Raw genomic sequence first — 13,225 nt, 5'->3', positions numbered from 1 at the left:
CGACGGTCCCTGCGTGCATGGCCGTGCGAAATGCTGCGCCGCATCTTGCGATAGGTGATAACATCTTGCCGCAGGGGTCCACAAACTGCGAAAAAACCTGCATAATGCCCCCGGACAGGCGGGACTTCCGCTATTTGATTCCAATCAATGTGCGTTGCGGCAGGACGGTGCAGCGCGGCGGCAGGACGTAGGGACACCAGATTCATGGAAACAGCACTCTCTCGGGTCGGAATGTGGTTCGGCCTGCTTATTCTCGCGGTCATTGCGATCGCGCTTGCGCAGGATGCCGGCTTCGCCACCCACATGACCATCGTGGCGCTCGCCATTTTCATCGCCCTGTGCGTCGACGCATTCCGCGCCGATGTCGGGGCGGCAGCGAACGCCATTTTCCGGATCCCCTCTGACCCGTCGAAATATGATGACGATCCGATTCGATGGGGCGTCATCGCCACGGTCTTCTGGGGCATTGCGGGCTTTCTCGCGGGGGTGTTCATCGCCCTTCAGCTCGCCTTTCCCGAACTGAATCTGGAACCCTATCTGAATTTCGGGCGGCTGCGCCCGCTGCATACATCCGCGGTCATTTTCGCCTTTGGCGGCAATGCGCTGATCTGCACCAGTTTCTATGTCGTGCAGCGCACCTGCCGTGCGCGGCTGGCATTTCCGGGCCTCGCCCGGTTCGTGTTCTGGGGCTACCAGCTGTTCATCGTCCTGGCGGCGACCGGCTATCTTCTGGGTATCAGCCAGAGCAAGGAATATGCCGAGCCCGAATGGTATGTGGACTTGTGGCTGACCATCGTCTGGGTCGCCTATCTGGTGGTGTTTGTCGGCACGATCGTGAAACGGTCGGAACCGCATATCTATGTCGCCAACTGGTTCTTCCTGGCCTTCATCATCACCGTGGCGATGCTGCATGTCGTGAACAATCTCGACATTCCGGTCAGCCTGTTCGGTTCAAAGAGCTACCCGGTCTTCGGCGGCGTTCAGGGCGCACTGGTGCAATGGTGGTATGGCCACAACGCGGTGGGTTTCTTCCTGACCGCCGGCTTCCTGGGCATGATGTATTACTTCGTGCCGAAACAGGCGGAACGGCCGGTCTATTCCTATCGCCTTTCGATCATCCACTTCTGGGCGCTGATCTTCCTCTATATCTGGGCTGGTCCGCACCATCTGCACTACACCGCCCTGCCCGACTGGGCGCAGACGCTGGGCATGGTCTTTTCGATCATGCTGTGGATGCCGAGCTGGGGTGGCATGATCAACGGCCTGATGACGCTGAACGGCGCGTGGGACAAGCTGCGCACCGATCCGATCATCCGTATGCTGGTGATCAGCATCGCCTTCTACGGCATGAGCACGTTCGAAGGCCCGATGATGTCCATCAAATCGGTCAACAGCCTGTCGCACTATACCGACTGGACCATTGGCCATGTCCATTCCGGCGCGCTGGGATGGAACGGCATGATCACCTTCGCCGCCGTCTATTTCCTGGTCCCGCGCCTGTGGAAGCGTGAACGGCTCTATTCACTGCGCATGGTCAACTGGCACTTCTGGCTCGCCACGGCAGGCATCGTTTTCTACGCTGCCAGCATGTGGGTGGCCGGCATCACCCAGGGCCTGATGTGGCGTGAATATGGCGCCGATGGCTATCTGGTGAACAGCTTCGCCGAAACGGTCAGCGCGCTGCATCTGATGTATCTGCTGCGTGCCTTCGGTGGCGGCCTGTATCTGATCGGCGCGGTGCTGATGGTGATCAATGTCTGGGCCACGATCCTGGGCAAGCTGCGCAACGAAGCCCCGATGAGCGATGCGGCCTATGACGCCGAAAAGGATCGCCCCATCGTCACGGTTCCGGCCGAGTAGGAGAAGTTTCCGTGAGCATTACCGAACAGCACAAGAAGCTCGAGCGGAACGTGACGCTGCTGGGCGTGGGCGCCCTGATCACGGTCGCCATCGGCGGTATCGTGGAAATCGCACCGCTTTTCTGGATCGACAACACGATCGAGGAAGTGGACGGGATGCGCCCTTACACCCCGCTCGAACAGGCCGGGCGCGACATCTATGTGCGTGAAGGCTGCTATGTCTGCCACAGCCAGATGATCCGCCCGTTCCGGGACGAGGTGGAACGCTATGGCCATTACAGCCTCGCTGCGGAAAGCATGTATGACCATCCGTTCCAGTGGGGTTCCAAGCGTACCGGGCCGGACCTGGCACGCGTGGGCGGCCGCTATTCCGACGAATGGCACGTGCAGCACCTGATGGACCCGCAAAGCGTGGTGCCCGAAAGCGTGATGCCGCAATATGGTTTCCTGGCGGAAACCGACCTGGAAGTGCCCGATCCTGCCGCGGCGCTCAGCGCGCTGAGGATGGTCGGCGTTCCCTATACCGATCGCGACATTGAAATGGCGGCGGCCGATCTCAGGGCCCAGGCCAATCCCGATACCGATCCGGAAGATCTGGAAGACCGTTATCCCAAGGCGAAGATCCGCGACTTTGACGGCGATCCGAAACGCCTGACGGAAATGGATGCTCTGGTCGCCTATCTCCAGATGCTCGGCACGCTGGTGGACGTAAACAGTGCCGCCGCACAGGAGGAGCTCGCTTCGGAGACCGGCCGATGATCAACGACCATTCGACTTACGAGACATTGCGTCACCTGGCCGACAGCTACGGCCTGATGATCATGGTCATTGCCTTCCTCGCCTTGTCGCTCTGGCCGTTCCGGCCCGGCGCCCGCAAGCATCACCAGGATGCGGCCAACGTGATTTTCAAGGACGATAACGATGGCGAATAAGCACATCGACGAAGCAACCGGCGTCGAAACCGTCGGCCATGAATGGGACGGTATCGAAGAACTGAACAATCCGCTGCCGCGCTGGTGGATATGGTCCTTCTATGCCTGCATCGCCTTCGCTATCGGATATGGCATCGCCTATCCGGCCTGGCCGCTGATCAACAAGGGCACGGAAGGCGTGCTGGGCTGGACCAGCCGCGGCCAGCTGGCCAAGGAACTGGAAACGCAGCAGGCGGACCGCGCATCCGTGGTGGCCGAACTGGCCAGCATGCCGGTGGGCAAGATCCAGGGTAACGAACAGCTGACCCGCGCCGCGATTGCCGGTGGCCGCGCCGCCTTCAAGGTCAATTGCGTGCAGTGCCACGGCGCCGGCGCCGCGGGATCGGAAGGCTATCCGAACCTGAATGACGATGACTGGCTGTGGGGCGGCGATCTGAATGCGATCGAAACCACGCTGCTGCATGGCATACGCCAGCCCGGCGTTGATGAAACCCGCCTTTCGATCATGCCCGCCTATGGGGACGGTTTCCTGACGGGCGAACAGATCGACCAGCTGGCCGACCATGTGCTGAGCCTGTCGGGCAAGGCCCAGCCCAATCCGGCCGGGGCGCAGCTCTTTGCGGAAAATTGCGCCGTCTGCCACGGCGAAAACGGCCGCGGTCTGCGTGAATTCGGTGCGCCGAACCTGGCGGATGCGATCTGGCTGTATGGGGGCACACGGGAACAGGTCGCGCGCCAGATCAGCAATCCGCGCATGGGTGTGATGCCATCATGGGAGGGGCGGCTCGATCCCGTGACCATCAAGATGCTGGCGGTTTACGTACATTCGCTCGGGGGTGGCGAAGACTTCGCGGAGGTCGCCGAAGAAGCAGGCGACAGCGCGCCGGAGGCTGACCCCGATGAACAATCCTGAACGTATCGAAGAAGGAACGCCCGCCCAGCTTTATGAAAAGCGCAAGGCCGTCCACCCGCAAAAGGTGGACGGTCCGTTCCGCCGCTTCAAATGGCTGGTCATGCTGGTCACGCTGGGGATCTATTACGGCACGCCGTGGATCCGCTGGGACCGTGGCCCCTACGCGCCGGATCAGGCCGTCCTGATCGACCTGGCCAATCGCCGTTTCTACATGTTCGGCATCGAAATCTGGCCGCATGAATTCTATTTCGTCGCGGGCCTGCTTATCATGGCCGGCATCGGGCTGTTCCTCGTCACCAGCGCGGTGGGCCGCGCATGGTGCGGATATAGCTGCCCCCAGACTGTGTGGACCGATCTGTTCCAGCATATCGACAGGCTGGTTGATGGCGATCGCAATGCGCAGATGCGCCTGGAACGGGCGCCCTGGGGTCCGAAGAAGATCGCCCATCGCGCCGTCAAATGGTCAATCTATCTGCTGATCAGTTTCTGGACCGGTGGCGCATGGATCATGTATTTTGCCGATGCGCCGACACTGGTGCATGATTTCTGGACCGGGCAGGCCGCCCCTGTCGCCTATCTGACCGTCGGCATCCTTACCGCGACGACTTTCGCCCTTGGCGGCTTCATGCGCGAACAGGTGTGCATCTATATGTGCCCCTGGCCCCGTATCCAGAGCGCGATGCTGGACGAAAAATCGCTGATCGTCACCTATAAGGACTGGCGCGGCGAACCGCGCGGCAGCGTCAAGAAGGCGCAGAAGAATCCCGGCGAATTCGGCGACTGCATCGATTGCAACCAATGCGTTGCCGTCTGTCCCACCGGATATGACATCCGCAAGGGGCCGGATATCGCCTGCATCACCTGCGGCCTGTGCATCGATGCCTGCGACCGGGTGATGGAAGAAGTGGGCCGCCCGCGCGGCCTGATCGATTATGCCACGCTGGAAGATTGCGAGCGGGAAAAGGCCGGCGAGGAACCGCGCCCGGCATGGAAGGCTTTGCTGCATCCGCGCACGCTGATCTATTTCGGCGTATGGGGCGGCATCGGTCTGGCCCTGCTGTTCGCGCTGGGTGTGCGCAGCCATACCGACATATCGGCCGCGCCCGACCGCAATCCGCCCTTCATGCTGATGAGCGATGGCAGCATCCGCAACTCCTACACGGTCAAGCTGCGCAACATGGAAAGCCGCCCGCGCGATATGCGCGTGACGATGGAAGGGCTGGATGGCGGCCGCATGTGGACTGACCAGATGGCCAGCGAAGATGCCGCCCGCGAACTGACAGTCACCGTCGCGGCCGACAGTACCGAGCCGCTCCGGCTCTATGTTATCGCACCGCCCGATACGGCATCGCAGGATTTCGCCTTCACCGTGACCTCTCTCGACCAGCAGGCCGAAATGGACACCAGCGAAACCTATTTCGAAGCCCCCGGAGGAGAATGATGCCCGGACAGACGAAAGGCCGTTTCACCGGCTGGCACATGACCGGCATCCTGGTCGGCTTCTTTGGTGTGGTCGTGGGCGTGAACATCCTGATGGCCAGCTTCGCCAGCACGACCTTTGGCGGCATCGTGGTCGAAAATTCCTATGTCGCCAGCCAGGAATATAATCGCTGGCTGGAACAGGCGGAAGAACAGGAAAAGCTGGGCTGGGATGCGGCAACCGCATGGAGGCCGGATGGCAGGCTGGCGGTGAAGGTCACAGGCGCACCGGACGATGTGGCCGTCAATGCGATTGCGCGCCATCCGCTGGGCCGGATGCCCGATGTCCCGCTGGCTTTCGAACCGATCGGCCAGGGCCGCTATCTGGCGGATCGCGCCCTGCCGGACGGGCGCTGGACGCTGCGGCTGGAGCTGAGCGACGGCACCAATGACTGGCGCCGGGAAGAAGCGTTGCAGTGACCGCACTGAAACAGAGCGATGAAGCGCTGGAATGCACCGTACTGGCGGTGCCCGGCATGCATTGCGCCGGCTGCATGAGCAAGGTCGAACGCGGCCTTGGCGCCCTGCCCGGAATTGCCGATGCCCGCGTCAATCTGTCTTCCCGCATGGTCACCGTGCATCACACCGCGCAGATCGGCAGCCATGAACTGGTTTCCGCGCTGGCAGAGATCGGTTTCGAGGCGCAGGCACGGCGAGAGGAACTGGCCCGCCCTTATTCCGCCGTCCGGCCGCTGCTGGCCCCGCTGGCCGTTGCCGCCTTTGCCGCGATGAACGTCATGCTGCTTTCGGTCAGCGTCTGGGCCGGGGCAGAAGGCGCGACCAGATCGCTGTTCCACTGGATTTCGGCCGTCATCGCCATTCCGGCCATCGCCTATGCCGGACAACCCTTCTTCCGTTCCGCCTGGAAGGCGTTGCGCCACGCCACCACCAATATGGACGTGCCGATTTCGATCGGCGTGCTGATCGCCACCGGGCTGAGCCTGTATGAAACGGTGATCGGCGGCGAACATGCCTGGTTCGACGGCGCATTGATGCTGCTGACCTTCCTGCTGGCCGGGCGGGTGCTGGACGCGATGATGCGCGACCGGGCGCGGCGCGGTGTCGATGCATTGCTGAGCCAGGCGGCGCAGGGCGCGATGATCGTCGGCCCGGACGGGGAACTGACCTGGCGCGATGCGGGGCAATTGATGCCGGGCATGGTAATGCGCGTGGCCGCGGGGGAGCGGCTGGCCGCCGACGGTGAAATCATCACCGGGTCCAGCCGTTTCGACCAGTCCCTGCTGACTGGCGAATCCGCGCCTGTCGCCGGACACCGGGGCGATCAGGCCCTGGCCGGAACGCTCAATCTCGATGCGCCGGTGGATGTGCGCATCAGCCATGCAGGCCACGACACGACGCTGGCCGAAATCGCCCGGCTGATGGAAGCGAGCACGCAGAACCGCAGCCGCTATGTCCGGATCGCGGATCGCGCCGCGCGCCTCTATGCACCGGCGGTTCACACACTGGCCGCCGCGGCGGTAATCGGCTGGCTGATTGCCGGGGCCGGGCTTTATCACGCGCTGGTGATCGGCGTGGCAGTGCTGATCATCACTTGCCCCTGCGCGCTGGGGCTGGCCGTGCCGGTCGCCCAGGTCGTGGCCAGCGGGTCGATGATGCGGGCCGGCATCATGGTGAAGGATGGCTCCGCCCTCGAAAGGCTGGCCACGGTCGACCGGGCGCTGCTGGACAAGACAGGCACGCTCACCCTTGGCCGCCCGCTGCCGGATCCTGCGGTGCTGGAAGCGCTGCCGAACGAAGCGGCCTCGATCGCCCTCGCCCTTGCCTCTCACAGCCGCCACCCGCTGTCCCGCGCCCTGTCCGATGCCCTGTCCGCGCGCGATCATCGCGCGGCACCGCTGGACAAGGTGGAAGAACGGCCCGGCGAAGGGGTGTTCGCCATGTCATGCGGGAAACAGGTCGCCCTGCGCCGCCCGGACAGCGCCAATGGCATCGCCGTGGCGCTGGAAATTTCCGGACAACCGATCTGGCTGATTCCCTATGCGGACCGGCTCCGCCCCGATGCCGGGCAGGCCCTGGCGGAAATGCGCGATCTGGGCGTGGAATGTTCGATCCTTTCGGGGGACAATCCGGCTGCCGTTGCCGAAGTGGCGCGCGCAACCGGGCTGACAGCCCATGCCGCCGCTTCTCCCGCTGCCAAGCAGGAAGCCATTTCCCGCCTGCGCAATCGCGGCCGCCGCGTGCTGATGGTGGGGGATGGGTTGAATGACGGCCCCGCCCTGGCCGCCGCGGACGCTTCCATCGCACCGGGTTCGGCCAGTGAAGTCGGCCTGCAGGCGGCGGATCTGGTCTTTGTGCAGGATACGCTGCTGGCCCTGTCCCGCGCCATTCGCGCTTCACGTGCGACCATGCGTGTCGTGCGGCAGAATTTCGGCCTGGCAATCGCCTATAATGTGCTGGCCGTGCCGCTGGCCCTGGCCGGTCTGGTCACGCCGCTGGTGGCCGCCATTGCCATGTCCGCAAGTTCGCTGATCGTCATCGGTAATTCGCTGCGCCTGGCGAGGGCGACGCGGTGAGAGGGCTGATATTCCTCATCCCCATCGCTCTCATCCTGGGTGCGCTGGGGCTGGCCAGCTTCTTCTGGGCATTGAGGAACGGCCAGTTCGAAGATCCGGAAGGCTCCGCCGCACGCATCCTGATGGACGAGGATGATGATCGGAAAGAGGACAAGGACGAAGATCGTTACGCATGAGCGAATCCCTCTCCCTGCTCGCAGCCCTGGCGCTGCTGCCGGCGATGACCGGGCCGGTTTCCGGCGGATCGGCGGGCAATGCTTCGATCGCCCTCGCTTTGTGCAATGGCGGGCAATTGAACATTCCCATCGAAAGGGTGCCTGCTGCGCCGGGCACGGCGCCTTGCTGCGCCAAAGGATGCCATTCCAAACGTCGCAAGGGGACTGGCGGCGAGGAGCCGCTTTCAGAATAACCAGCCTTGGCGCCAGCCATCAGGGATTCTAGTTATCGCGGTTGAGGCGCAATCTTCAGAAAGAGAGCCTGCGACTTGAACGAGCGGGAAGCAAGCAGCTGGCACGCAATTGCCGTGGACGATGCGCTGGCCCGGCTCGTTTCCAGCGCCGAAGGGCTTTCCGGCGAAGAGGCAGAGCGGCGCCTTGCCGAACAGGGCCCGAACCGGCTGACACCGCCGCGCCGGGAATCCGCCCTGCTGCGCTTCCTTGCCCAGTTCACCAATCTTCTCGTCCTGGTGCTGCTGGTATCGGCAGTGGTGATGCTGCTGATCGGCGAATTGCTCGATGCGGCGGTGGTCGGTTCTCTGGTGATCGTGAATGCCGCCATCGGCTTCATCCAGGAAGGCCGGGCCCAGCGCGCATTGGAGGCCGTGCGCAATGCAGTTGCGCCAGAAGCCCTGGTCCTGCGCGGCGGACGGCAGAAGACCGTGCCCGCCACCACGCTGGTTACAGGCGATGTGGTCGTTCTGGCCGCCGGCACGATTGTTCCTGCCGATCTGCGCCTGATCGAAGAGCGTGGGCTGGAAATTCAGGAAGCGGCGCTGACCGGCGAATCCGCGCCCGTCGGCAAATCGCTGATGCCTTGCCCCGAAACCTGCCCGCTGGCCGAACGCAGCGACATGGCATGGTCGGGCACGACTGTGGCGCGGGGCGCCGGTCTCGGCCTGGTGATTGCCACGGGCGACAATACGGAAATCGGGCAGATCGGCACGATGCTGGCCAGGAGGGAGCGCATCAACACGCCCCTTTCGCGCCAGCTGAACAGGTTCAGCGCCAGGTTGACCGTTGCCATCCTGATTATTGCCGCCGCCGTTTTCGCCATCGGAAGCTGGCTGAACCAGATGCACATGGTGGAAGCGTTCCGCGCGGCAGTGGGCGTGGCCATTGCCGCCGTGCCCGAAGCGCTGCCGGCGATCCTGACCATCAGCATGGCCGTGGGCGTTACCCGTATGGCCGGACGGCGCGCGATCATCCGCAAACTGCCCGCCGTGGAGGCACTGGGCTCAGTCGATATAATCTGCGCCGACAAGACCGGGACCATCACCGAAAACCGCCTGACCGCGCGCACCGCGCTGACCACCAATGGCCGGTTTGAAATTCCGGGCGCGGAGAACGGGGCAAATGCCGCAGATCCGCTGGTTCAGAAGCTGGCGCGCGGCGCCCTGCTGGCCAATGACGCGCAGATCCGGCGCGAGGATGGCGAATGGGCGATCGAAGGCGATCTGACCGATGGCGCACTGCTCATCTTCGCCCGCAAGCTGGGTGTGGAACGTGACGGTGCACAGCGGATCGCCTCCATCCCCTATGAGGCGGACCAGCAATATATGGCCGTGCTGGAAGACGACCCACAGGGCACGGCAATATGGCTGAAAGGCGCCCCTGAACGCGTGCTGGCCCTGTGCAGCAGCCAGGCTGAAGAAGGCGGCGATCGCCCTGTCGATCATGATCTCTGGGCGCGCAGGGTGGATAGGCTGGCGGCGGATGGGGAACGCGTGCTGGCCATTGCCTGCCGCAGGGCGGATGGCGCAACCCGGCTCGATCCGGCGGCAATCCATGCCGGCGATTTCACCCTGCTCGGCCTTGTCGGCATGATCGACCCGCCGCGCGCCGGCGTGAAGGAAGCCATCGCCAGCGCGCGGCAGGCGGGCATCGCGGTGAAGATGATTACCGGCGATCATCCGGCCACGGCAGGCGCCATCGCCGCTTCGGTCGGGCTGGAAGGGGACACGGTCACCGGGACGGAACTGGACCAGCTGACGGATGCGGAATTTGCCGGGCGGGCCGATTCCGCCACCATCTTTGCCCGCGCCACGCCGCAGCACAAGCAGCGGCTGATCGGCGCCCTGCAATCGCAGGACAAGAGCATTGCGATGACCGGCGACGGGTTCAACGATGCGCCGGCCCTGCAAAAGGCCGATATCGGCGTTGCCATGGGCGGTCGCGGGACAGAAGCCGCCCGGGAAGCATCCGATATCGTGCTGACCGACGATAATTTCACCTCGATCGTGGCCGCCGTGCATGAAGGGCGCACGGTCTATGAAAATATCCGCAAGGCACTGGTCTATATCCTGCCAACCAGTCTGGGCGAAGCTGGGCTGATTATCCTGGCCGTCATGCTGGATCAGCCCCTGCCCATTACCGCGTTGCAAATCCTCTGGATCAATCTGGTTACCGAAGCGACGCTGAGCCTGGCCATCGCCTTCGATCCGGCGGAACCGGCGATGATGCAGCACCCACCCAGACCAAGGCACGAATCACTGCTGACCCGTTTCCTGATCTGGCGCATCGCTTTCGTCGCCACACTGATGACATTGGCGACATGGTATTTGTTCGATCGTTTCAGCGAAGAGGCATCGCTCGAACTTGCCCGCACCATCGTCGTGAACGGGCTGGTCGCCTGCGAGATCGGCTATCTGATCAATTGCCGGCACCTGCACCGCCCGGCGATCGGCCTGGATGTGCTGCTGGCCAATCGGATCGTGCCGATGTCCATCGCCGCCGTGATCGGCCTGCAGATGATGTTCACCTATGCGCCGTTCATGCAGGCGCTGTTCGGGTCCGTCCCGCTCGGCTGGGCCGATTGGGGCTTCATCGCCTCGCTGGGCCTGCTGGTCTATGCCGTCGTCGAACTGGAGAAACTGATCACACGCCGCGGCCGGGCCTAGGATGGCGCGGTAAACAGAAAAGCCATCGCCGCGACATATAACAGGATCGCGGTCAACGAATCATAGCCCATCCGCAGAAAGGTCCGGTTGCGCCGTTCGATCAGGCCGATCACATAGATGCCGGTCAGCGCCAGTCCCAGCAAGGCGGCAATCGCTTCAAACCGGCCGGCCATGCCCAGAACAGGCGGGCCGGGCGCCACGAGGTCGATCACCAGGATCAGCGCAAGGTTGAAGATGTTGGATCCGAACACTTCGCCGATCGCCAGTTCGTAATGGCGGGTGCGGATCGCGGAACTGATGGAACTGAGTTCGGGCAGCGATGTCGCCAGGGCAACGAAGATCAGGCCGACCAGCCCGCTGCCCAGACCGGTGCGGACGGCAATCTCGTCCCCCGTCATGGCCAGCACCGATCCTGCGCCCAGGATCAGCAGGGCAAGACCGGCCATGCCCCAATAGAGGCGTTCCGGCTCATCCTGCGTCTCCGCCTCCAGCGCATGCGTTTCCGCCTCTCCGGGATCGATAACGACCCATCTCGGCCGCCTTTCATAGCGATAGGCGATCCGCATCGCGATCAGGCAACCGGCAAAGACCAGCAGGGACCAGATCCCGACACCGGCAAGGCCGACATCCTGCCACAGCACCGCCGCGGCCACGAAAGCCAGCAGCAGCATTCCCAGCACACCCTGGATCAGCGTTGCCGGCTGCGCGACCACTGAAGTCAGCGGCCGGTTGCCCAGAACCGCATCTGCCATGGCGATCAGCAATATGTTGAAGGCAACGCTGCCAAGAATATTGTTCAGCGCCAGGGACGATGCCCCGATGGCCGCCGCACTGACTGCGGTGGACAGTTCCGGCAGGGAAGTGATCCCGCCCAGCAGCAACATGCCGGCAAAGGCCTGCCCGATGCCTGTCCGCCGGGCGATGGCGGCGGCATAAGCCGGCAAGCGGGTGCCCGCCCACCAGACCACGGCTGCCGCCGCGGCAAACATCGGGACGAGGATACTCAGCTCCAAGCCGCTGCTCCGATCCGTTCAGCCATAGCCTGCCCTCTTCGCCTGTCCCCGCGCAATGTCCAACCTGACGCCGCCGGAATCAATCCGGGGCCGGCAAAAGAGGGATCGGGACGAATATCGAAGGCGCAGGCCCAAATGCGGCCCGCGTAGCTTAATGCCGGGCCGCGCCGGAAAGGCTCTGGAAATCCAGCCCGCTCGGTTCCTGGAACAGGCGCAGGCCGAATTCGGGCATGATCGCCAGCAGGTGATCGAAAATGTCCGATTGCACCGTCTCGTAATCGCCCCATTCGGTCGTATTGGCAAAGGCATAGACTTCCAGCGGCAGACCCGCCGGAGTGGGGTCCAGCTGGCGCACGAGCATGGTCTTTGCCTGGTCCACCCGGTCATGCGCCTTGAGATAAGCGATCACATAGGCGCGGAAGGTGCCGATATTGGTCAGCTTGCGCGCATTGACCGGATCCTGCTTCGCACCGGGGGAAGATTCATTCCAGTTGCGCAATTCCTCGTCCTTGCGGGCAAGGTAATCGTCCAGCAGGCTGAAACGCCGCAATCGCTGGATTTCGTCCTGCTGCAGGAAACGGATACTGTTCTGGTCGATCAGCAGCGGCCGTTTCATCCGGCGGCCGCCCGATTCCTTCATCCCGCGCCAGTTCTTGAAACTGTCGGAAATCAGCCGGTACGTCGGGATGGTGGTGATCGTCTTGTCCCAGTTCTGCACCTTGACTGTGTGCAGGGCGATGTCGATCACATCGCCATCGGCGTTCAGTTCCGGCATTTCGATCCAGTCGCCAACGCGCAGCATGTCGTTGGAAGAAAGCTGGACCGATGCCACCAGGGACAGGATCGTGTCCTTGAACACCAGCATCAGCACCGCGGCCATCGCGCCCAGCCCGGACAGCAACAGCAGCGGCGATTGTTCCATCAGCGCCGCGATGACCAGGATGGCCGTGCCCGCGAAGAGCACGATCTTCAGCAACTGGATATAGCCCTTGATCGGGCGGCTTCGGGCTTCCGGCCGGCGGCGATAAAGCTCGTCCACGTAATCGAGCATTCCACTGATGGCGAAAGCGATACTGACCACGATCAAGGCGGAGGCCACGTTTTGCACCACGCTGACCAGCGCTTCCGGCAGATAGGGCACCAGATAGATGCCGTTGCCCACAATCAGGGCCGGCAGGACATTGGCCAGCCGCGCCGCGGCCTTGTCCACCGTCAGGCTGCGGCGGTCCAGGAATGGCGCGGCTGCGCGCAGCAGAACCTTCTTGACCAGGAAATTGACGGCGGCAGCCGCCAGCGCCAGCAGGGCGAGCCCGATCAGCGCCTGCAACCAGGGCTGCTGCTCTGCGATGAGGATCTGCAGGCTTTCCATTTTCAGCTTGG

General features: G+C 63.4%; 12 protein-coding genes. 10 read left to right on the top strand and 2 right to left on the bottom strand.

Going from position 1 to position 13,225, the window contains the following annotated elements; translation table 11 throughout:
- The first annotated feature begins 204 nt into the window (after nt 1–204).
- The 10 genes from ccoN (at nt 205) to WYH_RS13500 (ending at nt 10,832) form a co-directional block, all read left to right on the top strand.
- A complete protein-coding gene (gene ccoN, locus WYH_RS13545) occupies nt 205–1,860 on the top strand; it encodes a cytochrome-c oxidase, cbb3-type subunit I (protein WP_046904253.1) in 1,656 nt (551 codons plus the stop codon).
- Nucleotides 1,861–1,871: 11 nt separating this feature from the next.
- The gene (gene ccoO / locus WYH_RS13540) at nt 1,872–2,618 is read left to right on the top strand and encodes a cytochrome-c oxidase, cbb3-type subunit II (protein WP_046904252.1); all 747 of its coding nucleotides are present in this window, start codon (nt 1,872–1,874) and stop codon (nt 2,616–2,618) included.
- Nucleotides 2,615–2,791, top strand: a complete 177-nt coding sequence (locus WYH_RS13535; protein WP_179945417.1) for a cbb3-type cytochrome c oxidase subunit 3 — start codon at nt 2,615–2,617, stop codon at nt 2,789–2,791. The genes ccoO and WYH_RS13535 overlap by 4 nt, the downstream gene beginning before the upstream one ends.
- A complete protein-coding gene (gene ccoP, locus WYH_RS13530) occupies nt 2,781–3,704 on the top strand; it encodes a cytochrome-c oxidase, cbb3-type subunit III (protein ID WP_046904251.1) in 924 nt (307 codons plus the stop codon). Before WYH_RS13535 ends, ccoP begins: the two co-directional genes overlap by 11 nt.
- Nucleotides 3,691–5,145 carry a cytochrome c oxidase accessory protein CcoG gene (ccoG, locus tag WYH_RS13525; protein ID WP_046904250.1) on the top strand — a complete coding sequence of 485 codons (1,455 nt, stop codon included), beginning with the start codon at nt 3,691–3,693 and terminating at the stop codon, nt 5,143–5,145. Before ccoP ends, ccoG begins: the two co-directional genes overlap by 14 nt.
- Entirely contained in the window at nt 5,145–5,603 is a 459-nt protein-coding gene (locus tag WYH_RS13520) for a FixH family protein (RefSeq protein WP_179945416.1), read from the top strand. The genes ccoG and WYH_RS13520 overlap by 1 nt, the downstream gene beginning before the upstream one ends.
- A complete protein-coding gene (locus WYH_RS13515) occupies nt 5,600–7,717 on the top strand; it encodes a heavy metal translocating P-type ATPase (RefSeq protein ID WP_046904248.1) in 2,118 nt (705 codons plus the stop codon). Before WYH_RS13520 ends, WYH_RS13515 begins: the two co-directional genes overlap by 4 nt.
- Nucleotides 7,714–7,893, top strand: a complete 180-nt coding sequence (ccoS, locus tag WYH_RS13510; RefSeq protein ID WP_046904247.1) for a cbb3-type cytochrome oxidase assembly protein CcoS — start codon at nt 7,714–7,716, stop codon at nt 7,891–7,893. The genes WYH_RS13515 and ccoS overlap by 4 nt, the downstream gene beginning before the upstream one ends.
- Complete coding sequence (locus WYH_RS13505) at nt 7,890–8,126, top strand: hypothetical protein (RefSeq protein ID WP_046904246.1); 237 nt, start codon at nt 7,890–7,892, stop codon at nt 8,124–8,126. Before ccoS ends, WYH_RS13505 begins: the two co-directional genes overlap by 4 nt.
- 75 nt (nt 8,127–8,201) lie before the next feature.
- The gene (locus tag WYH_RS13500) at nt 8,202–10,832 is read left to right on the top strand and encodes a cation-translocating P-type ATPase (protein WP_046904245.1); all 2,631 of its coding nucleotides are present in this window, start codon (nt 8,202–8,204) and stop codon (nt 10,830–10,832) included.
- On the opposite strand, the gene WYH_RS13495 is transcribed toward WYH_RS13500, so the two are convergent.
- Nucleotides 10,829–11,845, bottom strand: coding sequence for a sodium:calcium antiporter (locus WYH_RS13495; RefSeq protein ID WP_235980030.1), 1,017 nt, complete (start codon nt 11,843–11,845; stop codon nt 10,829–10,831). The two genes, WYH_RS13500 and WYH_RS13495, sit on opposite strands and share 4 nt — an antisense overlap.
- A 151-nt stretch (nt 11,846–11,996) precedes the next feature.
- Nucleotides 11,997–13,214 carry a mechanosensitive ion channel family protein gene (locus WYH_RS13490; protein WP_046904243.1) on the bottom strand — a complete coding sequence of 406 codons (1,218 nt, stop codon included), beginning with the start codon at nt 13,212–13,214 and terminating at the stop codon, nt 11,997–11,999.
- Between the last annotated feature and the right edge of the window lie 11 nt (nt 13,215–13,225).

This window comes from Croceibacterium atlanticum, assembly GCF_001008165.2.
In the GTDB taxonomy this organism is placed as follows: domain Bacteria; phylum Pseudomonadota; class Alphaproteobacteria; order Sphingomonadales; family Sphingomonadaceae; genus Croceibacterium_C; species Croceibacterium_C atlanticum.
The sequence above is the reverse complement of the archived record's forward strand: the minus strand, read 5'-3'. Positions and strand labels throughout refer to the sequence as shown.